The sequence below is a fragment of the Ruegeria sp. YTSC230 genome (assembly GCF_059609665.1).
Window position 1 is genome coordinate 1 of sequence record NZ_JBXWMC010000013.1, and the last position, 21,038, is coordinate 21,038.

Annotated in this window: 18 protein-coding genes and 1 tRNA gene; 7 read left to right on the forward strand and 12 right to left on the reverse strand. The window is 57.9% G+C overall.

Annotated features, from left to right (window positions below; all coding sequences use genetic code 11):
- Positions 1 to 2: 2 nt before the first annotated feature.
- Positions 3 to 77: transfer RNA gene (locus AC2FD9_RS20795), tRNA-Asn, on the forward strand.
- Positions 78 to 97: 20 nt separating this feature from the next.
- Here AC2FD9_RS20795 and AC2FD9_RS20800 read toward each other — a convergent pair.
- The 4 genes from AC2FD9_RS20800 to zwf form a co-directional block, all read right to left on the reverse strand.
- A complete protein-coding gene (locus AC2FD9_RS20800) occupies positions 98 to 1,717 on the reverse strand; it encodes a long-chain-fatty-acid--CoA ligase (RefSeq protein WP_496754199.1) in 1,620 nt (539 codons plus the stop codon).
- A gap of 185 nt (positions 1,718 to 1,902) precedes the next feature.
- Positions 1,903 to 3,516 (reverse strand): glucose-6-phosphate isomerase, encoded by a 1,614-nt coding sequence (gene pgi, locus AC2FD9_RS20805; protein ID WP_496838689.1) that lies wholly within the window; start codon positions 3,514 to 3,516, stop codon positions 1,903 to 1,905.
- A gap of 5 nt (positions 3,517 to 3,521) precedes the next feature.
- Positions 3,522 to 4,193 (reverse strand): 6-phosphogluconolactonase, encoded by a 672-nt coding sequence (pgl, locus tag AC2FD9_RS20810; RefSeq protein ID WP_496838690.1) that lies wholly within the window; start codon positions 4,191 to 4,193, stop codon positions 3,522 to 3,524.
- Positions 4,190 to 5,644 (reverse strand): glucose-6-phosphate dehydrogenase, encoded by a 1,455-nt coding sequence (zwf, locus tag AC2FD9_RS20815; RefSeq protein WP_496838691.1) that lies wholly within the window; start codon positions 5,642 to 5,644, stop codon positions 4,190 to 4,192. Before zwf ends, pgl begins: the two co-directional genes overlap by 4 nt.
- A 161-nt stretch (positions 5,645 to 5,805) precedes the next feature.
- Between zwf and AC2FD9_RS20820 the strand changes: the two genes are divergently transcribed.
- A complete protein-coding gene (locus tag AC2FD9_RS20820; RefSeq protein ID WP_496721719.1) occupies positions 5,806 to 6,759 on the forward strand; it encodes a radical SAM protein in 954 nt (317 codons plus the stop codon).
- Here AC2FD9_RS20820 and AC2FD9_RS20825 read toward each other — a convergent pair whose 3' ends face one another.
- Both AC2FD9_RS20825 and AC2FD9_RS20830 read right to left on the reverse strand, forming a co-directional pair.
- Positions 6,760 to 7,455, reverse strand: coding sequence for a lipid-binding SYLF domain-containing protein (locus AC2FD9_RS20825; protein ID WP_496838693.1), 696 nt, complete (start codon positions 7,453 to 7,455; stop codon positions 6,760 to 6,762).
- Positions 7,456 to 7,546: 91 nt separating this feature from the next.
- Positions 7,547 to 7,816, reverse strand: coding sequence for an usg protein (locus AC2FD9_RS20830; RefSeq protein ID WP_058271768.1), 270 nt, complete (start codon positions 7,814 to 7,816; stop codon positions 7,547 to 7,549).
- A gap of 193 nt (positions 7,817 to 8,009) precedes the next feature.
- Between AC2FD9_RS20830 and gyrA the strand changes: the two genes are divergently transcribed.
- Positions 8,010 to 10,739: a DNA gyrase subunit A gene (gene gyrA / locus AC2FD9_RS20835; RefSeq protein WP_496705394.1), complete on the forward strand. Its 2,730-nt coding sequence runs from the start codon at positions 8,010 to 8,012 to the stop codon at positions 10,737 to 10,739.
- Positions 10,740 to 10,793: 54 nt separating this feature from the next.
- Here the strand turns inward: gyrA and AC2FD9_RS20840 are convergent, their stop codons facing one another.
- From AC2FD9_RS20840 to AC2FD9_RS20855, 4 genes are all read right to left on the reverse strand, one after another.
- Positions 10,794 to 11,981 (reverse strand): DsbA family protein, encoded by a 1,188-nt coding sequence (locus AC2FD9_RS20840; protein WP_496838695.1) that lies wholly within the window; start codon positions 11,979 to 11,981, stop codon positions 10,794 to 10,796.
- 159 nt (positions 11,982 to 12,140) lie between these two features.
- Complete coding sequence (locus AC2FD9_RS20845; RefSeq protein WP_496838699.1) at positions 12,141 to 13,610, reverse strand: carboxypeptidase M32; 1,470 nt, start codon at positions 13,608 to 13,610, stop codon at positions 12,141 to 12,143.
- 5 nt (positions 13,611 to 13,615) lie between these two features.
- The gene (gene ctaA, locus AC2FD9_RS20850) at positions 13,616 to 14,761 is read right to left on the reverse strand and encodes a heme A synthase (RefSeq protein ID WP_496838701.1); all 1,146 of its coding nucleotides are present in this window, start codon (positions 14,759 to 14,761) and stop codon (positions 13,616 to 13,618) included.
- A 62-nt stretch (positions 14,762 to 14,823) separates the two neighbouring features.
- Positions 14,824 to 15,567: an RNA methyltransferase gene (locus AC2FD9_RS20855; protein ID WP_496838703.1), complete on the reverse strand. Its 744-nt coding sequence runs from the start codon at positions 15,565 to 15,567 to the stop codon at positions 14,824 to 14,826.
- A 153-nt stretch (positions 15,568 to 15,720) separates the two neighbouring features.
- Here AC2FD9_RS20855 and AC2FD9_RS20860 point away from each other — a divergent pair, with 153 nt between their 5' ends.
- From AC2FD9_RS20860 to AC2FD9_RS20875, 4 genes are all read left to right on the forward strand, one after another.
- Positions 15,721 to 16,341 (forward strand): thiamine phosphate synthase, encoded by a 621-nt coding sequence (locus AC2FD9_RS20860; RefSeq protein WP_496838705.1) that lies wholly within the window; start codon positions 15,721 to 15,723, stop codon positions 16,339 to 16,341.
- 54 nt (positions 16,342 to 16,395) lie between these two features.
- Positions 16,396 to 17,289 (forward strand): PfkB family carbohydrate kinase, encoded by an 894-nt coding sequence (locus AC2FD9_RS20865; RefSeq protein WP_496838707.1) that lies wholly within the window; start codon positions 16,396 to 16,398, stop codon positions 17,287 to 17,289.
- Positions 17,286 to 18,200: a pseudouridine-5'-phosphate glycosidase gene (locus AC2FD9_RS20870; protein WP_496838708.1), complete on the forward strand. Its 915-nt coding sequence runs from the start codon at positions 17,286 to 17,288 to the stop codon at positions 18,198 to 18,200. The genes AC2FD9_RS20865 and AC2FD9_RS20870 overlap by 4 nt, the downstream gene beginning before the upstream one ends.
- Before the next feature lie 67 nt (positions 18,201 to 18,267).
- Positions 18,268 to 18,945 carry a DUF502 domain-containing protein gene (locus AC2FD9_RS20875; protein ID WP_113790156.1) on the forward strand — a complete coding sequence of 226 codons (678 nt, stop codon included), beginning with the start codon at positions 18,268 to 18,270 and terminating at the stop codon, positions 18,943 to 18,945.
- On the opposite strand, the gene AC2FD9_RS20880 is transcribed toward AC2FD9_RS20875, so the two are convergent.
- On the reverse strand, positions 18,946 to 19,971 hold the full coding sequence (locus AC2FD9_RS20880) for a patatin-like phospholipase family protein (RefSeq protein WP_496838710.1): 1,026 nt from the start codon (positions 19,969 to 19,971) through the stop codon (positions 18,946 to 18,948).
- Positions 19,972 to 20,035: 64 nt separating this feature from the next.
- Positions 20,036 to 20,809 (reverse strand): 3-hydroxybutyrate dehydrogenase, encoded by a 774-nt coding sequence (locus tag AC2FD9_RS20885; RefSeq protein WP_282118313.1) that lies wholly within the window; start codon positions 20,807 to 20,809, stop codon positions 20,036 to 20,038.
- Between the last annotated feature and the right edge of the window lie 229 nt (positions 20,810 to 21,038).

Consider the following 21,038-nt stretch of genomic DNA (forward strand, 5'->3'; position numbering starts at 1 on the left):
GTTCCGGCGTAGCTCAGCGGTAGAGCAGTTGACTGTTAATCAATTGGTCGTAGGTTCGATCCCTACCGCCGGAGCCATTTCCAACAATATCAGGCGCTTAGCCGATCAAGGCACTCTCGAAGTCTGCGCGCAGGTTGCGCTTTAGGACCTTGCCGGTCGCGTTCAGTGGCAATGCATCCACAAATACTACCTTATCGGGCACCTGCCACTTGGCGATTTTACCGTCGAAGAAAGCTAGCAACTCCGCTTCACTCGGGTCCGCGCCTTCGGCTTTGACAGCCACCAACAAGGGGCGTTCGTCCCATTTGGGATGCGGCACACCAACAACGGCTGCAGTGGCAAGTTGCGGGTGGGCTACGGCGATGTTTTCCAACTCGACCGAGCTGATCCACTCGCCCCCGGATTTGATGATGTCCTTGGACCGGTCGCGGATAGTCATGTACCCGTCGGGGTCCAGCGTTGCCACGTCTCCGGTCGCGAACCATCCGTCCTGCAGTAGGTCTTCATCCTGCATTTGGAAATAGCTGTCCAACACCCAATGACCGCGCACCAGCAGATCGCCCTGCGTAACGCCGTCATGCGGCAGATCATTGCCGTCATCATCGACGATTTTCAACTCGACCCCATAGGGCGGACGACCCTGGCTTTCGCGCAGCTTGTGTTGTTCTTCAGGCGGAAGGTCCAGATGTTTGGCCAGTGGGTTGTTCGTGCTTCCCAGCGGGCTCATCTCGCTCATGCCCCAGGCGTGAACCGTATCGACACCATAGGTCTCGCGGAAAGTTTCGATCATCGAGGGCGGGCACGCAGCACCGCCAATCACAGTGCGGTTCAAGCTGGCCAGTTTGCTACCTGACTTCTCGGCATGTGCCAGCAAGCCTTGCCAGATCGTCGGAACCCCCATTGCCAGCGTCACGCCATATGTATCGACCAGATTCACCAGTGCTTCGCCATGTAGACCCGGCCCGGGCAGCACCATGCGTGAACCCGACATGGCGCAGGCATAGGGCGACCCCCAGGCGTTGACATGGAACATTGGAACCACCGGCATCACGACATCCATAGCAGAAAAGCCTATGACATCTCGCGTGTTCGATCCAAAACTGTGCAGGACTGTGGAACGATGGGAATACAGAACGCCTTTGGGATTGCCCGTCGTGCCCGAGGTGTAACACAGGCTGGACGCTGTGTTTTCATCGAAACTCGGCCACTGAAAATCGCCATCGCCAGTTTCGATCAGGTCATCATAGAACGCGACGCCAGGGATTTGGGCAACGGCGTCTTCATTCCGTGGGCCCATCAAAACGAAATGGCGCACTTCGGTCAGGTGTTCGTGCAGGGCCGCGACCAGAGGGATGAATGTCGCATCAAAGAACAGAACCCGGTCTTTGGCGTGGTTGATAATGTAAGTCAGCTGTTCCGGGAAAAGCCGGGGGTTCACCGTGTGGCACACAAAACCCGCGCCGGAGGTGGCATAGTAGATCTCCAGATGTCGCCGGTTGTTCCAGGCCAACGTGCCAATTCGATCCTGCGGCTCCAACCCCAGCTTGGTCAGCGCTGATCCCAGTTTTCGCGCGTTTTGCGCCACTTGCTCCCATGTGGTTTCGGTGACCGATCCATCGGTTTCGACCGAGTAGATCTCGGTCTGGCCATGATAGCGTTCGGCGTGATCAATCAGCGACGAAATCAGCAAAGGCTGCGTCATCATCTGTCCCAGCATGGACATCCTCCCATTATCAGCGTCGCCTCTATTGGGCAGTGCTGTCTGCTTGCCTGATGCCACTCGCCAGCGTGCGCAAAGCAAAGTGTTCAGGGCGTTCCCTAAGAACAGACCCTGCCAATCATTTAATTGTCTGACAATAAAAGAATGCAGCCTGCCTTCACGGCAGACTGCAAAAAACCGCGTTAATAATCGCGGTGGCGCATTGCATAGGCAACCAGGGCAGCGGTCGAGCCGTCCTTGCCAGTCGCGCTTTCTTCTCCGTCGACGATCGGGCCGAGAGATGTCGCAAGTTCCTTGCCCAGCTCAACGCCCCACTGGTCGAACGAGTTGATGTCCAATAGGACGCCCTCGACAAACACACGATGTTCGTAAAGCGCGATGATCTGGCCCAGAACAAACGGCGTGAGCATTGGATACATCAACGTTGTCGAAGGACGGTTGCCCGGAAAAACACGGTGACGGGCTTGCCGTTCCAGCTCGTCCCCTTCCAGCCCCTTCTCCGCCATCCGTTGCCGTGCTTCACCCAGCGACCGTCCGCGCATCAGAGCTTCGGACTGCGCAAGGCAATTGGCCAACAACAGGCGGTGATGCTGGGTCAATTCCGGTTCGTGCCCTTCGGCCGCAACCATGAACTCACAGGGGATCACGTCGGTGCCTTGGTGGATCAACTGATAGAATGCATGCTGCCCATTGGTGCCCGGCTCACCCCAAACGACGGGACCCGAGGGAATGGTCAGAGTGTTGCCGTCCATGGCAACAGATTTGCCGTTCGATTCCATCTCGAGCTGTTGAAAATACGCTGGCAATCGCAGCAGGCGTTGATCATAAGGCAGCACGGCCCGGCTAGCGTGGCCCAGAACTTGACGATGCCAAATGCCGACCAAAGCCAGCATAACGGGCATATTTTCGACCCAGTCGGCGGCGCGGAAGTGGACGTCCATCGCCTCTCCACCACGCAGGAACGCGTCGAACGCGTTCGATCCGACGGCGATCATTACCGGCAGGCCCACCGGGCCCCAGACCGAATAGCGCCCGCCGACCCAATCGGCAAAACCGAACACACGCTCTTCAGGGATGCCAAAGGCTTGGGTCTTGTCCAACGCACTGGACACGGCGGCAAACTGTCTGGCCGGGTCGCCGCCGCCATCTTCCATCCAAGCTCGCGCGGTTCGGGCATTGGTCATCGTCTCGATGGTCGTGAAAGTTTTGGAGGCAACAATCACCAGTGTCCGCGTTGGATCAAGCTGGCGCAGCGTATCGGCGATATGTGCGCCGTCCACATTCGAGACATAGTGCAGTCTTGGTCCATCATGATACGGGGACAGCGCATGCGTCGCCATCACTGGGCCCAAATCCGAACCACCGATCCCGATATTGACCACATCGGTAAAGGCGCCCCCTGCCCCGGTGACCGCGCCGCCACGCACCTCTTCTGCAAAGACGCGCATCCGTTGCAACGTGTCCAGAACGTCGGGCATGACGTCCAACCCATCAACTTCGACAGGACCACCGTCCAGATTGCGCAGCGCAGTGTGCAAAACCGCGCGACCTTCGGTTTCGTTGATCTTTTCCCCGTCAAACATCGCGGCGCGGCGCGAGGCCAGACCCGCCTCATCACACAACGCGATTAAGGCTTTTCGGACCTCATCTGTGATCTGAGTTTTAGAGTAATCAAACAACAGGTCGCCGGTCGATGCAGAAAAACTCTGCGCGCGGTTCGGATCGGTTTCAAACAGGCCCAGGATGGCTTCGTCCTGAGCATCGGATGCAAGGGTTTTGAGCGGGTTCAATTGCATCTGTGTCACTCCGCCCAATGAACCGTCATGCCGGTCAGCGCGGCGGCGATCGGGGCCTCTTCTGGTGGCAGCGACATGGCCTTTTCCAACGCGTCACGTTTGGCGGCGCCATAGATAATCAGGTGTTTGGACAGCGCGCCGTCCAGCACCGGGCCGGTCAGCGTAATCCGTGCCTCGGGCTGGGTTTCGGGACGGGCAACCGCAAGGATGGGCGCATGGCTGTCCAGCGCGGCCTCAAGCCCCTGCATCCCCGGAAACAGTGACGCGGTGTGCATATCCTCACCCATCCCCAATACCAGAACCGACAATGGCAAAACCGGCGCGATCAGGTTCTCGATTTCCGGCAGGACATCGTCGGGTTCCTTACCCTCAAGATACAGCGGCACATACTGCGCAACCGAGGCTCGGTTCGTCAGCAGGCGCTGCCGGATCAGCCGTTCGTTCGAACGGTCACTGTCACCCGGAACGCAACGTTCGTCGGTAGGCAGTACCCGCACCCGATCCCATGCCAAATCAGCCGCGCAAAGACCATCGAACACCGGCCCAGGGGTCGTACCGCCTGGCACGGCCATTGAGACCGTGTCGTGATGCAGCAAGGCGGCCTCCAACTCTCCGGCCAAGGCGTTTGCGACATCAATGGCCAGCATATCGCGATCAGCATATTCCTGAATCTTCATGGGTTTATTCCTTGCCATCGGCGACCATCTCGTTTCATCAACAGCTCGGCGTCGCCCGGGCCTGTGCTGCCGCTTTCATATGGTTTTGGTACGTCACCGCGCGCGTGCCAGCCCGCGATGATCGGGTCGGTCCAGGCCCATGCGGCCTCGACCTCATCCCCGCGCATGAACAGGGTCTGGTTGCCCCGGATCACGTCCATCACCAGCCGTTCATATGCATCCGGGGGGTCTTGGTTTCCTGACCCTAGCGCCTCGGCGAAACTCATGTCTAAGGGCACATCGACCAGACGCATACCGCCCGGCCCCGGCTCCTTGATCGTCACCTTCAGCGTTATTCCTTCGTTCGGCTGCAGCCGGATCGACAGGACATTCGCGTGGCGTCCAGCCTCTTCGCCGAAAATTGAATGCGGCGCGTCTTTAAACATCACATTGATCACCGATGACCGCGCAACCAGACGTTTGCCCGTGCGTAGATAGAACGGCGTGCCCGCCCAACGCCAATTGCTGATATGCGCCCGCAGCGCCACATAGCTTTCGGTGGTCGAACGTGGGTTGCCTACAATTTCGCGGTATCCTTTTCGGCCGCCGCGGCCATCGAACTGTCCACGCACGATGTGGTGCGGTTCAACTTGATCAAGGGCACGAATAACCTTGAGCTTTTCGTCCCGCACGGCATCCGGATCAAACTTCGCCGGCGGCTCCATCGCGATTAGGCACAGCAACTGCATCAGGTGATTCTGCATCATGTCGCGCATGGCACCTGCGCGCTCATAATACTCTTCCCGCCCGTCGATACCTACGGATTCGGCCACCGTGATCTGGATGTGATCGACGTACTGGCTGTTCCACAGCGGTTCGAACAGCATATTGCCAAAGCGGACGGCCATCAGGTTCTGGACGGTTTCCTTTCCCAGATAGTGATCGATCCGGTAGATCTGGCTTTCCCTAAAATGCTCAGCCAAGGTCGCGTTTAACGCCCGCGCACTCTCCAGATCGTGGCCAAAGGGTTTTTCAACGACGATCCGCGTGCTTGGCGTTGCAAGATCATGCGCTTTGATCCTTTCGGCCAAAGGCCCGAACAGGCGCGGACCGACCGAGAAATAGAACGCGCGCACCCGATCTTGGTTCAGCTTGTCAGAAAGCTGATCCCAGCCCTCATTCGAATATCCGTCGAGGGTCACATAATCGACGCGGTCCAGAAACGCGCGCAATGCGCCCTCGTCCCGGCATTGCGCAGTCGCATGGGTTCGCAGCGATTCGGCGACCATTGCCTGAAACCCCGCGCGGTCGTGGACCGTGCGCGCCGCGCCTATGATTTGCACACCTTCGGCCCACTGCCCTGAGCAAAAGCGCCGAAACAGGGCCGGTAGAATCTTACGTTGCGCCAAATCACCGGTCCCGCCAAAAATGACGAGATCGAACGGATCAACAGGTATGACGCGAGAAACCATGGTTTTTCCTTATCTTGCCCCGCCGGGCATGTCCAATGTTAGCGCAATCGGTCAGCGTAAATCCCCCATTATCAAAACTCTGTCAGGTCGCACTTGCTTGACTTAACTAATCCGAGTCGAGCAGCTACATCAGAAGTAACTTCAAAGAACCGGATACCGGAATGAAAGACAACGCGCCTCAGACCGCCAATATCGGCAAATTTCAGAACAAATTGGTGACAGCAGATGGGCAGACCCGCGCTTCCGTAGCGTTGAAAAACCCCGAGACGTTGTGGTTCAATACCGGCACTCTTTGCAACATCGAATGCGTCAACTGCTACATCGCCAGCAGTCCAACCAACGACGCGCTGATCTATATCACCACCGAAGAGGTGCGCGACTACTTGGACCAGATCGAAGAACGCGACTGGCCGGTGCGTGAGATTGGGTTCACCGGGGGCGAGCCTTTTATGAACCCCGAAATGATCGACATGACTCGTGTCGCGTTGGAACGCGGCTATGAGGTTTTGATCCTTACGAATGCGATGCTGCCGATGATGCGCCGCAAGATGCGCGAGGGGTTGCTGGATCTGAAGCGCAACTATGGAAACAAGCTGACACTTCGCGTTTCCGTGGACCACTATCGCCCCGAACTGCATGACGAGGAACGCGGCAAAGGCAGCTTTGACAAGACGATAACTGGCATGGAGTGGTTGCGCGACAACGGGTTCAATATCGCTATCGCAGGGCGCACGGTCTGGGGTGACAGCGACGCCGACAGCCGCGCCGGGTATGAGGCGTTTTTCAAGCAGCACAGCTTTGACATCAACGCACAGAATCCTAGCCAGACCGTTTTGTTCCCCGAGATGGACGAAACCGTCGAAGTTCCTGAAATCACAACCGCTTGCTGGGGCATTCTGGATAAAGCACCCGAGGCTGTTATGTGTTCGAATGCCCGCATGGTGGTCAAACGCAAAGGCGCAGAACGGCCTGCCGTTCTGGCCTGTACCCTACTGCCGTACGAGCCTGAGTTTGAAATGGGCACCACACTGGCCGAGGCGGAGGCCGACGTGCACCTCAACCACCCACATTGCGCAAAATTTTGCGTTCTGGGTGGAGCCAGCTGCTCGGGCTGATCAGTTCAGCTCGGGCGATTTCCAGTATTTTGTGCCGGACGCCCCAGCCGAGACGCGCCAGCCCTTTTTGCTGAGCACGAAAAACGACCGCCCGTCTGTGAACCTGAGCGTCTCATCGGTGCGCTCATCTCCATACATTGCGCCGGATTCCGCAGTCGCGTCGTAACCGTGCGTGATAAAACTGTCCAAATCCGTCTCCGTTTCAAACAGGATCACGAATTTGGTCTCGAACCCGCCGATGCCGATCGCCGCGCCCACGCCGCCGGTTCCCATATTCATATAGGTGTGCTGACCAGTGTCTTTGTTCACGGCAACACCGCGCCCGTACCCTGCGGACACCGGGAAAACTGTAACCTTGCGGGAATCGAAAACGGCATACCCTGCGCTGACATCATATAGCGCTTGTGCTTGGGGATTTTCGGCAAGCAACTGCGCCAACACATCGACGGCCATGACATCCAGCTTGGCGCGTGTCTCTTCGGGCGTCGCCTCGTTGGACAGCAAATCAGAGGTGGACGTGATGGTTTCGTCAACCGCGTTCGCCCCTTTTTCGAGTGTCTGCCCGACGGTTTCTGCCCCGCGTCCGACAGCATTAGCCGTATTTTCAGCGCCCTTCTTGATTTTATCAAGGACACCTTCGGCCGACACCGGCCCGGCTAGGCAGATGGCAACTGCAATCAATAAAACTCTGGGCATTCCGTGTTTCCGCTTGTGGCCAATGACTTCGCCGCCACGATACCGGATGCACCGGAAATGTATATGGGTTTGGGCCTGATGCGCCCCGGCGTCAATTCACTCGGAATTCGCCTACCACGTTGCGCCATTCCCCAGGCGCGATCATCTTGCGATGTGTAAACCGCACGGAATGCAGCGGTCCTTCAATCTCTCGCTGCCAGAATTCAATAAAATCGAATAGTTTGGGATGATCCGGCGCAAGGTCGTATTCCTGCCAGATAAATGTATTGAGCACGTGAATATAGTCGGGCATGTGATAAAAAAATTCGGCCGTCGTCAGCCCATACCCCTTGAGCATCAGTTCTGTTTCGCTTTGCTCCATGCAGACCTCCAAAATTGTTGCAAGGTCTCTTCAGCATAACACAGAAACCACCTAACCCTTGGTTAACAATATGTTACCCCAGTGTTACGGGTGTTTTTTGCCCAGATTGCGCTGCTTGCTTGCACCTTATGTGCCGGGTCTGATAAGGTACATCCACAAGATATAGACCCAGCACAATAAACGGGCAGGTTACGTGAGCGATACGCCAGAAACCCCAGAAAACATGGATGAAACACCGCCCCAGCGTCCCGTATATGACGGCCCGACGGTATCCATCGAATCCGAGATGCGCACGTCCTACCTGGACTATGCGATGTCGGTCATCGTGTCCCGCGCGATCCCCGATCTGCGGGATGGCTTGAAACCGGTGCACCGGCGCATCCTCTATGCCATGCACGAGACGGGCAACACCCACGACAAGTCATACCGCAAATCGGCCCGTCCGGTTGGCGATGTCATGGGTAAATACCACCCACATGGTGACAGCGCGATCTATGACGCGCTGGTGCGGATGGCGCAGGATTTCTCGATGTCGCTGCCGCTGCTGGATGGTCAGGGCAACTTTGGCTCGATGGATGGCGATAACCCGGCGGCCATGCGCTATACCGAAGTGCGGATGGACAAGCCGGCCGCATCTCTGTTGGCCGATATCGAAAAAGAGACAGTCGATTTTCAGGACAACTACGACGGCAAGGACCGTGAACCGACGGTTCTTCCCGCCCGTTTCCCGAACATGCTGGTCAACGGTGCCGGTGGTATCGCCGTCGGCATGGCAACCAACATCCCGCCGCACAACCTTGGCGAAGTCATCGATGCAACGCTGGCGCTGATCGATGAACCGGATCTGACATCTGAACAGCTGATCGAATATATCCCCGGCCCTGATTTCCCAACCGGTGGTGTGATGTTGGGCCGTTCCGGCGCGCGCAAAGCTTATCTGGAAGGGCGCGGCAGCGTCATAATCCGCTCCAAGACCCGCGTTGAGGAAATCCGCAAGGACCGCTATGCCATCGTCGTGGACGAGATCCCCTATCAGGTGAACAAGGCCTCGATGATCGAAAAGATCGCCGAAGCCGTTCGCGAAAAACGCATCGAAGGCGTCAGCCACGTTCAGGACGAATCCGACCGCAATGGGGTGCGTGTCGTGGTCGAACTCAAACGTGATGCGACGCCCGAAGTTGTTTTGAACCAGCTTTTCCGTTTCTCGCCGATGCAGACCTCGTTTGGCTGCAACATGTTGGCGCTGAATGGTGGCCGGCCCGAGCAGTTGACCCTGCGCCGGTTCCTGACCTCCTTTATTGACTTCCGTGAAGATGTCGTCGCCCGTCGCACTGCGTACGACCTGCGCAAAGCCCGCGAACGCAGCCACATCCTGTGTGGCCTGGCCGTGGCCGTGTCGAACGTTGATGAGGTCGTCGCCACAATCCGGTCATCCGCTGACGCGGCGCAAGCGCGAGAAAAGCTGATGACCCGCCGTTGGCCCGCGGCTGAGATCGAAAGTTATCTGCGCCTGATCGACGATCCTCTGTCCAAGATGAACGACGACGGCACCTATAACCTGACCGAAGTTCAGGCCCGCGCCATCCTCGACCTGCGTCTGCAGCGACTGACTCAGATCGGTGTCAAAGAGGTCACGGACGAACTGGAAGAACTGGCAGGTAAGATCCAAGAATACCTCGATATTCTGTCCTCGCGAGAGCGCATCATGTCGATCATCGGAGATGAGCTGCGCAGCGTTCGTGAACAGTTTGCCGTTCCCCGTCGCACCGAGATCGTCGATTGGTCCGGCGACATGGAAGATGAGGACCTGATCGAGCGTGAGGACATGGTCGTGACCGTCACGTCGGGCGGCTACATCAAGCGTACTCCGCTGGCCGATTTCCGCGCTCAAAAGCGCGGCGGCAAGGGCCTGTCGGGGATGCAGACCAAGGAAGAGGATGTTGTCACCAACCTCTTCGTGGCCAACACACACACGCAGCTGCTGTTCTTCACGACGGATGGCATGGTCTACAAGCTCAAGACCTGGCGTCTGCCGCAGTCGGGGCGCACAGGTAAGGGCAAGGCAATCGTCAACATCCTGCCGATCCCAACCGGTGTTTCCATCGCCGCGATCATGCCGGTGGATGTACCCGATGAAGAATGGGAAAACCTTCAAATCATCTTCGCCACCAGCGCGGGCGACGTGCGTCGTAACCGCTTGTCGGACTTCACCAATGTCCGACGCAACGGCAAGATCGCAATGAAACTGCCCGAAGATGTTGAGCTGGTGAACGCCCGCATCTGCTCGGAAGATGAAGATGTGATGCTGGTCACCAATTCGGGTCGTGCAATCCGCTTCCGCACCACCGATGTACGGGTGTTCAACTCGCGCGAATCCACCGGTGTGCGCGGTATCAGGCTGTCCAATGGAGACCGCGTGGTTTCGATGTCGGTGATCCGCCATTTCGAAGCGACCCCCGAAGATCGTGTGGCTTACCTCAAAATGCGCCGTGCGGTTGCAGGGCTTACCGAAGATGACGCTGGTGACGAAGAAGAAGCCGCGGCAAGCAGTGATTTCAACCAGGAAAAGTATGCCGAGATGTCGGCAGCCGAAAACCTGATCCTGACGATCACAGCAGGCGGCGCGGGCAAGCTGAGCTCCAGCCACGACTACCCAGTCCGCGGACGCGGCGGGATGGGTGTGGCCGCCATGGACAAGGCGATGCGTGGTGGCGAACTCGTCGCCTCGTTCCCGGTCGATATGGAAGATCAGATCATGCTGGCGACGTCCAAAGGCCAATCGATTCGGGTGCCGGTTGATGGGATTTCGTTCCGCTCCCGCTCGGCCGGTGGCGTGAAGGTCTTCAACACCGGCAAAGGCGAAGTGGTCGTCAGTGTTGCCTGGATCGCCGATCAGGGTGACGAGGACGAAGCGGAAGAGTAACCGACTGATCCATAACACTATTCAGGCGCTACACTTTCGGGTGTGGCGCCTTTTTTAAATCAAAAGGTCTTCAACAGCCCAAAGGCGATCCTGTCCCCAGACACTTTCCCCGGCGACGCGGAAACTTGGGACACCCCACAACCCGATCTCTTGCAGACGGTCCTGATTGACCGCTACCCGATCTCTCCAACGATCTGAGCTAACGTTCGGTTTCGCACTCTGCCAATCCAACCCCGCGTTTTTGACGATAATCCGAAGCCCCCGATCGGTTGCAGCATTCAGACCCTCTGACCAGACGCCGCGCAGGAAGGCGGAACAGAACTCAGGCAGTTTTTCCTGCGCTTCGGCGTAATCCAGTAAGGCATAACCACGCTCGATCCCTTTGCCTAAAGGATCACAGATACGCCCAAATGGGATCCCCAACCGCCGCGCTTCGCGCACGCAATCATAAAGGATGTAGGAGGACTTGGGTGGAGGGACGGGTAAGCCTCGCATCAACATAGGCAAAACCGGCCTCAGAACCATTCGTGCGTTGTAATGGCGTGCCAAATCGACAGCTCGGTCAAATGCCAGATACGAATAAGGGCTGCGGAAAGAAAAGAAGAACTCAATCTCCTGATCTTTAGACTTCTCTTGGTCCAGTTGCACTGAAGGCAAAGACACTATCGGTGACGATCCGCTTCCCAGACCCACGTGCAGCAACCGACTTTCGAGGTAATGAAGACGATCAACGCCCCAATACCATTCACCATCGTAGTGAAACGTTCCGCCGAGATAGTGACCCAAAGCTGAAAGTTGTTGGTCACCATCCTCGATCAGCGCAGCCGGTAAGGGGTGATCAGAAGACGAAAAGCCCTTTCCCGACCAAAGATCTTCGCTGATATCTCGGACATTTTTAACAAAGCTCTCATTCGTCAGTTCGGCTGCCATCTGTTTTTCCGCAATTGCAATGAAAGCCTCGTCAGGAACTGCGCCTTCAGGAGGGCTGAGACCAAGCTTTCGGGCCAGCCTTGCCGCATCTTTGATAGCATTTTGCCGATGTGCTGCCGGGTCCGGCAAAGCCTCGGCCGGAGGGCCCGAAATCAGATGCGGGCGTAGCTCGATATCATAGGTGTCTCGAAACTGCTGTAAGACCTGTGCGGAGAGGTGACAGTATGGGTCGGAAACATCATGGAAATAATGGACAACGCGCGGGCAGTTCAGCACGTGATGCTTTGCCTCCAGCACGCGCCTACGCGCCACCAGGCGCGTGTTGCTGGTCAGAATTGAGGCTAAGTGTGGTTTGACATGTGTTGCAAAGAACAAGGTGGTTCCTTTGGTAAAACCGTTCGAACCACCCTACCCTCATTCAAGTCAAAACCAATGCACCTACACGGCAACTTGACGAAACGTTTTCTGACCTCAGAGCCCGTATAATTCGCCAAATTTTTGTTCCAGATACCCAAGTAGCGGGTCAGGTCCGGGTTCCATACCGCTTGCACGCTGAATGGTCTCGCGCGGAGCGTAAAGCCCGCCATGTTGCTGCACATTCTCGTGCAGCCAATCGGTTGCGCCTGACGTGTCACCTGCTGCCAGTTGCGCATCCAGTTCCGGCACAGCGTTCCGCAACGCTTGGTAAAGGCATCCTGCATAGACATTGCCCAGCGAATAGGTTGGGAAATAACCAAACAGACCCACTGACCAGTGCACATCCTGCAGACATCCGTTCGAAGGTTTGTCGACCGCATATCCGAAATCCGCCTTGAAACGGTCGTTCCACGCGGCCTCAAGATCGTCCACTTGGAGGTCACCGGCCATCAGCGCGCGTTCCAGATCAAAGCGCAGCATGATGTGGAGGTTGTATTGCACCTCATCCGCCTCGGTGCGGATATAACCGTTGTGAACACCGTTGACCGTTGCATAGAACGTATCCGCGTCGGTGATGCCAAAATCGCCAAACGCGTCTTTCATTTGGCCAAACAGCCAACCGGTAAAGGCTCGGGATCGGCCCAGTTGGTTCTCGTAAATCCGGCTTTGGCTTTCATGCACACCCATCGACACACCCCGCCCCAAAGGCGTCAGGGCGTAGGCTGGATCAATCCCTTGTTCATAGGCGGCATGGCCGACCTCGTGAATCGTCGAATAGAAACAATTGAACGGATCGGTTTCACTGGTCCGGGTGGTGATCCGAACATCCGAGCCACTGCCCGAGCTGAACGGGTGAACAGCCTTGTCGATGCGGCCTGTATTCAGGTCATACCCGAAAGTGGTTGCCAGTTTTTCCGACAATTGCATCTGTTTCAGCTCATCGAAACTCCCCGTCAAAGCCTGAGGCGCAGATTTTTCCAGAACAGCGGCGCGCAGTGCTACCAGACGCGGGCGCATCTGGTCAAAGATTTCGGCGATTTGCGATCCGGTTGTGTAAGGCTCATAATCCTCGACCATCGCGTCGTAGATATTGCCACCCTGCGCCAGTGCAGCGCCTTCTTCACGCTTTAGCGCCACGACCTCGCCCAAAACGGGCAAGAAAGCGGCGACATCTTCGTCTGCGCGGGCCTGCGCCCAGGTTCCCTGTGCTGCTGACGTCACGCGCGCAATGGCCGTTGCCAAATCGGCAGGCACCTTGACCGTCCGTTCATAGGACCGGCGGATTTCGCGCAATTGCGCCTGACCGACCTGGTCCTGAGGGTCGGCTTGTTCCAGCCATTCAGCCACACGGGAATCGGATCGGCGCGCGTGCAAAACCGCTTCAATCGCTGCCATTTCCTCGGCCCGCTGCGACGCGGCCCCCCGGGGCATCACCGTTTCCTGATCCCAGCCCAAACGCCCGGCAATTTCGCCAAGAGCTGAGGTTTCGCGCTGAAATGCCGTCAAATCGTCATATGCACTCATGGAATTCAGGCTCCGCGCAAAGAGGTTGCTATTGGGTAAGCGGTCAGGAACCGCGCCCGCAGGATAAGGGTCCAGACGACGACGGCCATGAACTGGTGGAAGATGGCGATCTGCCACGGGGCTGCGTAGATCACGGTCGCGATCCCAATCACCACCTGCAGCGAAAGCGCTGCGAAGGCCGCGTTGAAGGCAAAGCGAGTTTGCGGATGTGCACTGGTGCTGCCGCGCCGCCAGACGACGATGCCGAAGATGAACAGCAGATAGCCCGCGCAACGGTGGATGAACTGAACCAGACCCGGGCTTTCAAAGAAGTTGCGCCACATCGGTTCCAGCATCGCCATGTCAGGCGGCAGAAGCTGACCACCGATCAGCGGCCAATCGGTATAAGACCGCCCGGCGTCGATCCCGGCGACAAGCGCACCAATGAGTATTTGCAAAAAGGCGAAATGCATCAACCCGGTGGATAGCGAGAACAATTTCGCCTCTTTCGCGCGTCGGGCCTGCATCAGGTCACGTTCGTCGCGGCCCAGCTCAAAGATGTACCATGCAAGGAAGCCGAGAATTACAAAAGCCAGCCCCAGATGAATCGCCAGACGATAGCTGGCCACAGCAATCATCCCCTCGCCCTGTGTCACGCCCGAGGCGACCATCCACCAACCGACTGCACCCTGAACACCGCCCAAAAGGCCCGGAATCAACAACTTACCGGTCCAGCCGGTTGGTATTTTCCGCGCGATAAGGAAGCCAAAGAAGCCAAGAGCCCAGACCAGCCCAATCACGCGCCCTAGCTGACGATGGCCCCATTCCCACCAGTAGATGGATTTGAAGTCACCCAGCTCCATCCATTGGTTCTGAATGCGCCACTGGTCGATTTGCTTGTATTTGTCGAACTCGGCTTGCCAGTCCGCCTCATTCATCGGCGGGATGGCCCCGGTAATCGGCCGCCACTCGGTGATCGACAACCCGCTGTCAGTCAGGCGGGTCAGCCCGCCCACAACGATCATGACGACCACCAGCGCAAACAGGATCATCAGCCAGGCGCGAATGGCCTTGCGCGCACCCCCGCGACCACGATCGATCATACCCGGTTGAACGGCTTGTTGTTTTTCAGTGTCTGAGACGTCTTCGAAGATGCTGCGCTTACCGCTCATGCTGTCCTCTTGTGCCTTGGATTTTGTCGCAAGCTAGGGTGAAGCGGAACATAGGTCCAGCCTCAGCCTTTGTCTTTCCAGCGGACCATCTGCCGCATGACCCCATGCAGCATCTGCACATCCGCCCGCGTCATGCACATCCGCGACCACAGGTTGCGCAGGTTGGTCTTCATACCCTCAGCCTTTTCGGGTGGATAAAAGAACCCCGCCTCTTCCAGCCGGTCTTCATAGTGTTCGACCAGCTTCTCGACCTCGATACCCGTGGCCCAGTCGCCCTTGCCCAGATCGGTGGCCTCATGAACCACATCGCCGGTTTGGCGCATCCATTCATAGGCGGTCAGAAGCACGCATTGGCCAAGATTCAGCGAGGCGTATTCCGGGTTCACCGGAACCGAGATGATCGCGTTTGCCTTAGCGATGTCTTCGTTTTCAAGCCCTGCGCGTTCCGGGCCAAACAGAACACAGACCTTTTCACCAGCAGCAACCTTTTCGGCAGCCAACTGCATTGCGCGTTCCGGGCTGTAGACCGGCTTGGTCAATCCACGCTGTCGCGCCGTGGTCGCAAAAACAAAAGTGCTGTCGGATAGCGCACCGGCCAGATCGTCGTATAGCTGCGCCTCATCCAACAGACGCCCGGCGCCGCTGGACATCGCCACAGCCTTGGGGTTCGGCCATCCGTCCCGAGGCGCCACAATGCGCATCCGATCCAGCCCGAAATTCCACATCGCCCGCGCGGCGGCACCGATGTTTTCACCCATCTGCGGGCGCACAAGCACGAATGAGGGCTGAGATTTATCGCTGGGCATGGCTGTCTCCGAAGGTTCCGCCTGCTCTAATCTGCGCGCACAGGCAGGGCAAGCCATCCGCGCCTTCATTTGGGCCGGAAACCAGCATAAAAGTTTGCTTCCCCGCCGCAATCCGCTAAACCGCGAAAAAGACTGAAAGCGAAGGACGCGCCAATGGACACCCCCGAGCAGCCGCAGATTTACTTGATTACGCCACCGACCATCGAACTGGGCACCTTTACGAACCGTTTGGCCAGCGTGTTGGACGGGGCAGAGATCGCTTGTATCCGATTGGCGCTGGCTGGTGGAGATGAAGACACGATCGCCCGCGCGGCGGATGCCTGCCGTGAGGTTGCGCATGCGCGCGATGTGGCGCTGGTGATCTCGAACCATGTTCTGCTGGCGCAGCGGTTGGGGCTGGACGGGGTGCATCTGGATGACGCCGCGCGCTCGGTCCGGTTTGCACGAAAGGAATTGGGCGCGGAAGCCATCGTTGGCAGCTTTTGCGGTGCGTCCAGCCATGACGGCATGTCGGCTGGCGAGGCCGGTGCGGACTATGTCGCCTTTGGACCAGTGGGCGCGTCAACGCTGGGTGATGGCACAATCGCCGAAATGGATCTGTTCCAGTGGTGGTCTGAGACGATCGAAGTTCCGGTCGTTGCCGAGGGTGGCCTGAACCCCGACCTGGTTCGCGATCTGACCCCCTGCACCGATTTTTTCGGTATCGGGGACGAGATCTGGTCACAGGATGACCCTCTGGCCGCGCTGAAGGGTCTGACCGACGCGATGCGCTGATCGGTGCGAGCGTTAACGCTTGCACCTACGCCGGGGCTGCGGCATGACGACGACATGACACAAAACAGCGACATCCTTTGTATCGGATCGGTTCTTTGGGACGTGATTGGCCGGTCCGCCAGCGCCATGCGGCAAGGCTCGGACGTGCCGGGACGGATCACCCGCCTACCGGGTGGCGTGGCCATGAACATCGCCATGACACTGGTGCGTTTTGGCATGACCCCCACCCTGCTGACCGCCATCGGGCGCGATCCTGAGGGCGATGAGTTGGCAAATGCCTGTTTCCGACTGGGCATGGTGACGGATCACATTTACCGTTCACAGGATTTGCCGACCGACCGTTACATGGCGGTCGAAGGGGCCAACGGCCTGATTGCGGCCATTGCCGACGCGCATTCGCTTGAGGCCGCGGGTGCCAAAATCCTGCGTCCACTGATGCACGGGCCGCTAGGATACGAAAACGAGCCGTTTGAAGGACCTATCGCGCTGGACGGCAATCTGACACTGAACTTGCTTGAGGAAATCGCCCAAAGCCCCGCCTTTGCGCGCGCCGATCTGCGTGTCGCACCGGCCTCGCCCGGTAAAGCCGAACGCTTGCTGCCGTTCCTGAAACATGCGCGTGCAACGCTGTATGTGAACCTCGAAGAAGCCGGCATCCTGTGTCAGCGTGAATTCAAGGATTCCGAAAGCGCCGCCAAAGGCCTGCTGGATCGCGGCGCGCTGCGGGTGTTGGTCACCGACGGCGGAAGCTCGGCCACGGTTGGTAATGCGGATGAAATCCTGACCCAAACACCCCCGTCCGTTCTGGTTACCCGCGTAACCGGCGCAGGCGACACTTTTATGGCGGCCCACATCGCCTCAGAATCCGACGGAGCATCCAGCGCCGAGGCCCTGACCCGCGCGCTGAACGCCGCCGCAACTTACGTATCCGGAGAAACCCCACTGTGATCGACATTCAATATTCCGCCGAGGTCCGCGCCGCCAAGGACGCAGGCCAGCCCATCGTTGCGCTGGAAAGCACCATCATCACCCACGGGATGCCCTACCCTCAGAACATCGAGGTTGCGGCACAGGTTGAACAGGATATCCGCGACGCGGGTGCAGTTCCAGCAACCATGGCCGTGATCAAAGGCAAACTGCATGTGGGCCTTGAGGCAGATGAGCTGAAAGCGTTGGGTCAGGCGCAGGGCGTCGCCAAGCTGTCCCGCGCAGATATGGCCGCCTGCATGGCAACCGGCGGCACTGGCGCGACCACAGTCGCTGCGACGATGATCGCCGCCCATTATGCCGGGATCGAAGTGTTTGCCACCGGTGGCATCGGCGGCGTGCATCAGGGTGCCGAGACGACCTTTGATATCTCAGCCGATCTGCATGAGCTGGCGCAATCCCCGGTTACGGTTGTCGCTGCAGGCGCAAAGGCCATCCTCGATCTGGCAAAAACGCTCGAGGTTCTGGAAACGCTGGGCGTTCCTGTCATCGCCTACGGGCAGGACGAATTCCCGGCCTTCTGGTCGGCCAAATCTCCTTATGCCGCGCCCCTGCGTATGGACAGCGCCGAAGACATCGCCACGGCCCACGCAACGCGCCGCGCGCTTGGCCTGCCTGGTGGTCAGTTGGTCGCCAACCCAATCCCGACCCCCGATCAGATCCCGGCCGAAGAACTGGCACCCATCATTGCATCGGCACAGGCCGACGCAGACGCGCACCGGATCAGCGGCAAGGGCGTCACGCCGTACCTGCTGCAACGGATTTACGAACAGACCGAAGGGCGTTCGCTGACGGCCAATATTGCCCTGGTTCGTAATAACGCGCGACTGGCGGCCGGAATTGCTCGGGCGCTGTCCGACCGAACCGATTGACATAAGCCTATTGTACCAAGGCACCCAGCTGCTTAACTAATTTGGCAGAAAACCGCTCAGGACCGCAATGAACACGCCATTTGACGAAGAACCACAACGCCGCCCGGGCCTGTTTTCGCGACTGCGCGCGTCTTTCCTGACGGGCATCGTCGTGATTGCGCCGGTTTGGCTGACCATCTGGCTGATCTGGTCCGTGGTCGGCTGGATCGACAGTGCGGTGCTACCCATAATTCCACAACGGTTCCAGCCGCAGGAATACGTGGGCATCAACCTGCGCGGCGTCGGCGTTGTCATCTTCCTGATCTTCACTGTTCTGGTCGGATGGATCGCCAAAGGTATTCTGGGCCGGTCCCTGATCCAAATTGCCGAAAGTCTTGTCAGCCGGATGCCCGTTGTCCGGTCTGTCTATTCCGGGATCAAGCAGATCTCGGAAACGGTTTTTGCGCAGACTGAACGGTCGTTCGAAAAAGCCTGCCTGATCCAATACCCGCGCCGCGGCATCTGGGCGATTGGTTTCGTCTCTACCGCGGCAAAAGGCGAAGTCAGCGAGCGGGCTGAAACCGGGGGTGAACTGCTAGGTGTCTTCGTCCCGACCACGCCCAACCCGACCTCTGGCTTCCTATTGTTCTTCCCGGCCGAGGATGTGATCCTGTTGGATATGACAATCGAGGACGCCGCAAAGCTGGTGATTTCCGCAGGCCTTGTTTATCCCAACGAAAAAGACCCGACGCAGCCGCCCGAGTGATCAGCCAAACATCTCGGGCAGGTCGACGGTGCTGCGTGCGCCAAGATCAGCTTTGTGATCGCCAATGAACCGATGTGCCGCCGCGCGCCCGGCGTCCTTCAGTTTATGCAGTATCACAGGGTTGGGAACCGTCTTGGTTGCCACGGACAAATCGTTCATCAATTCGTCATCCGCGATCATGTGAACAAATACGCGGCTCATCTCTCCGGCCGTCAGCTTGCCGTCCGCCAACAGACGCTGAACAAAATTGATCGCCCGCAGCTCGCGAAACAGGGATGAGTTAAAGCTGATCTCATTGATCCGGTTCTGGATCTGCTGCGGAGTTTTTGGCACCTCATCACGCTCAAGCGGGTTGATGTTCACGACCACGACGTCTTCAGGCAAATCACTGTTAAACAAAGGATAAAGCGCCGGGTTTCCAGTGTAACCACCATCCCAATATGCCTCGGTCCGGCCCGAGCTGGGGTCAAATATCTCGACGGCCTGAAACAGGCTCGGCAGGCAGGCCGAGGCCAAAATGGCATCCGTTGAAATCTCTTCCCCGGTGAACACCCGGATCTTACCGCTGCGTACACAGGTCGCGCAAACAAACAACTGGGGTCCTTGATCCGTGCAAATCTCATCAAAGTTGAACCGATCCACAACCGGTTCCAGAGGATTGCGGTAAAAAGGACCATAGGCATAAGGCGACACCATTCGCGACCAGGCGTCACCAACCGAGAATGGCAGTGAATACTCCATCGACTGGGCAATCTGCGCAGGCTCCAGCGCCTGCATCCAGTTGGCAAGGCGCATATCCCCCACCGCACCCATCCGTGCCCATAGCCCGTCCAGACAAGCCCGCGCGCCGTCGCGTCCGTTGTGCACCATCCCGGATTTGAACGCAGCGCCATTCAGCGCCCCGGCCGAGGTCCCAGTGATGGCTGCGACGTCGATATCCTCTTCGTCCAGCAGCCTGTCCAGAACGCCCCAGGTAAAGGCACCGTGCGCGCCGCCACCCTGCAAAGCCAGATTGATCCGTTTCACCGTCCTGCCCCTTCATCTTTTCCAAAATACTCCGGGGGTACGGGGGCAGCGCCCCCGTCAAAACTCACAACGCTGTCCAACCGCCATCGACCGAGATCGTGGTCCCGGTGATCTGCGCTGCCGCATCTGAGCATAGGAAGATCGCGGTGCCACCCAATTGCTCGACCGTTGCGAATTCTTTCGAAGGTTGCCGTTCAAGCATCACGTTCTTGATCACGTCCTCACGGCTCATGCCGTATTCCTTCATGGTGCCTGGGATCTGTGCCTCGACCAATGGTGTCAGGACGTATCCCGGGCAGATCGCGTTGCATGTGATTGGCTCCTGCGCGGTCTCCAGCGCCACGGTTTTGGTCATACCAACCACGCCGTGCTTTGCCGCGACATAGGCCGCCTTGAACGGAGACGCCGTTAACCCATGAGCCGAGGCGATATTCACAATACGTCCCCACCCGGCCTTGCGCATCATTGGCAAAGCGGCGGCCATCGTATGAAAAGTCGAGTTCATATTGATCGCGATGATCGCATCCCACTTTTCGACCGGAAATTGATCAACCGGCGCAACATGCTGAATGCCCGCGTTGTTCACCAGAATATCACATGCCCCCGCCTTTTCGATCAGCGCGCGGCATTCTTCACCCTTAGACATGTCCGCCTTGATATAGCGTGCGCTGGTCCCGGTCTCTTTCGAAATCTCAGCGGCCAGCGCATGATCTTCGTCGCGGTCGGTAAATGAATTCAGCACCACGTTAGCCCCGGCCTTCGCCAGCTCGCGCGCGACGCCTAATCCGATCCCTGAATTCGATCCGGTGATAATGGCTGTTTTTCCCGAAAGGCTCATGGCCGAACTCCCACAAAGTCAACTTTGGCGACACAGTGCCATGCTGCAGCTGCAAAGAAAACGGGGAAACATTCGGGCGACGCATCCTACGTCAGATCCGGACAAAAAAAACGCCCGCACGAAGCGGGCGTTAAGTTATTGAGGCAGGTTTCATACAGGCAAGAAACCTATCGAGCAGTGCATCCTTTATAAGCAATTTCTTGTGTTCGTCCAAGCTAAAAGTTTGAAA

What these genes read in the sequence shown, in the direction of transcription:
- pgl (WP_496838690.1), bottom strand. Translation starts at nt 4,193, where the DNA reads ATGAAGATTCAGGAATATGCTGATCGCGATATGCTGGCCATTGATGTC.
- AC2FD9_RS20885 (WP_282118313.1), bottom strand. Translation starts at nt 20,809, where the DNA reads ATGAGCCTTTCGGGAAAAACAGCCATTATCACCGGATCGAATTCAGGG.
- AC2FD9_RS20845 (WP_496838699.1), bottom strand. Translation starts at nt 13,610, where the DNA reads ATGAGTGCATATGACGATTTGACGGCATTTCAGCGCGAAACCTCAGCT.
- AC2FD9_RS20820 (WP_496721719.1), top strand. Translation starts at nt 5,806, where the DNA reads ATGAAAGACAACGCGCCTCAGACCGCCAATATCGGCAAATTTCAGAAC.
- AC2FD9_RS20830 (WP_058271768.1), bottom strand. Translation starts at nt 7,816, where the DNA reads ATGGAGCAAAGCGAAACAGAACTGATGCTCAAGGGGTATGGGCTGACG.
- AC2FD9_RS20860 (WP_496838705.1), top strand. Translation starts at nt 15,721, where the DNA reads ATGGACACCCCCGAGCAGCCGCAGATTTACTTGATTACGCCACCGACC.
- AC2FD9_RS20800 (WP_496754199.1), bottom strand. Translation starts at nt 1,717, where the DNA reads ATGCTGGGACAGATGATGACGCAGCCTTTGCTGATTTCGTCGCTGATT.
- zwf (WP_496838691.1), bottom strand. Translation starts at nt 5,644, where the DNA reads ATGGTTTCTCGCGTCATACCTGTTGATCCGTTCGATCTCGTCATTTTT.
- ctaA (WP_496838701.1), bottom strand. Translation starts at nt 14,761, where the DNA reads ATGAGCGGTAAGCGCAGCATCTTCGAAGACGTCTCAGACACTGAAAAA.
- AC2FD9_RS20875 (WP_113790156.1), top strand. Translation starts at nt 18,268, where the DNA reads ATGAACACGCCATTTGACGAAGAACCACAACGCCGCCCGGGCCTGTTT.
- AC2FD9_RS20855 (WP_496838703.1), bottom strand. Translation starts at nt 15,567, where the DNA reads ATGCCCAGCGATAAATCTCAGCCCTCATTCGTGCTTGTGCGCCCGCAG.
- AC2FD9_RS20865 (WP_496838707.1), top strand. Translation starts at nt 16,396, where the DNA reads ATGACACAAAACAGCGACATCCTTTGTATCGGATCGGTTCTTTGGGAC.
- pgi (WP_496838689.1), bottom strand. Translation starts at nt 3,516, where the DNA reads ATGCAATTGAACCCGCTCAAAACCCTTGCATCCGATGCTCAGGACGAA.
- AC2FD9_RS20825 (WP_496838693.1), bottom strand. Translation starts at nt 7,455, where the DNA reads ATGCCCAGAGTTTTATTGATTGCAGTTGCCATCTGCCTAGCCGGGCCG.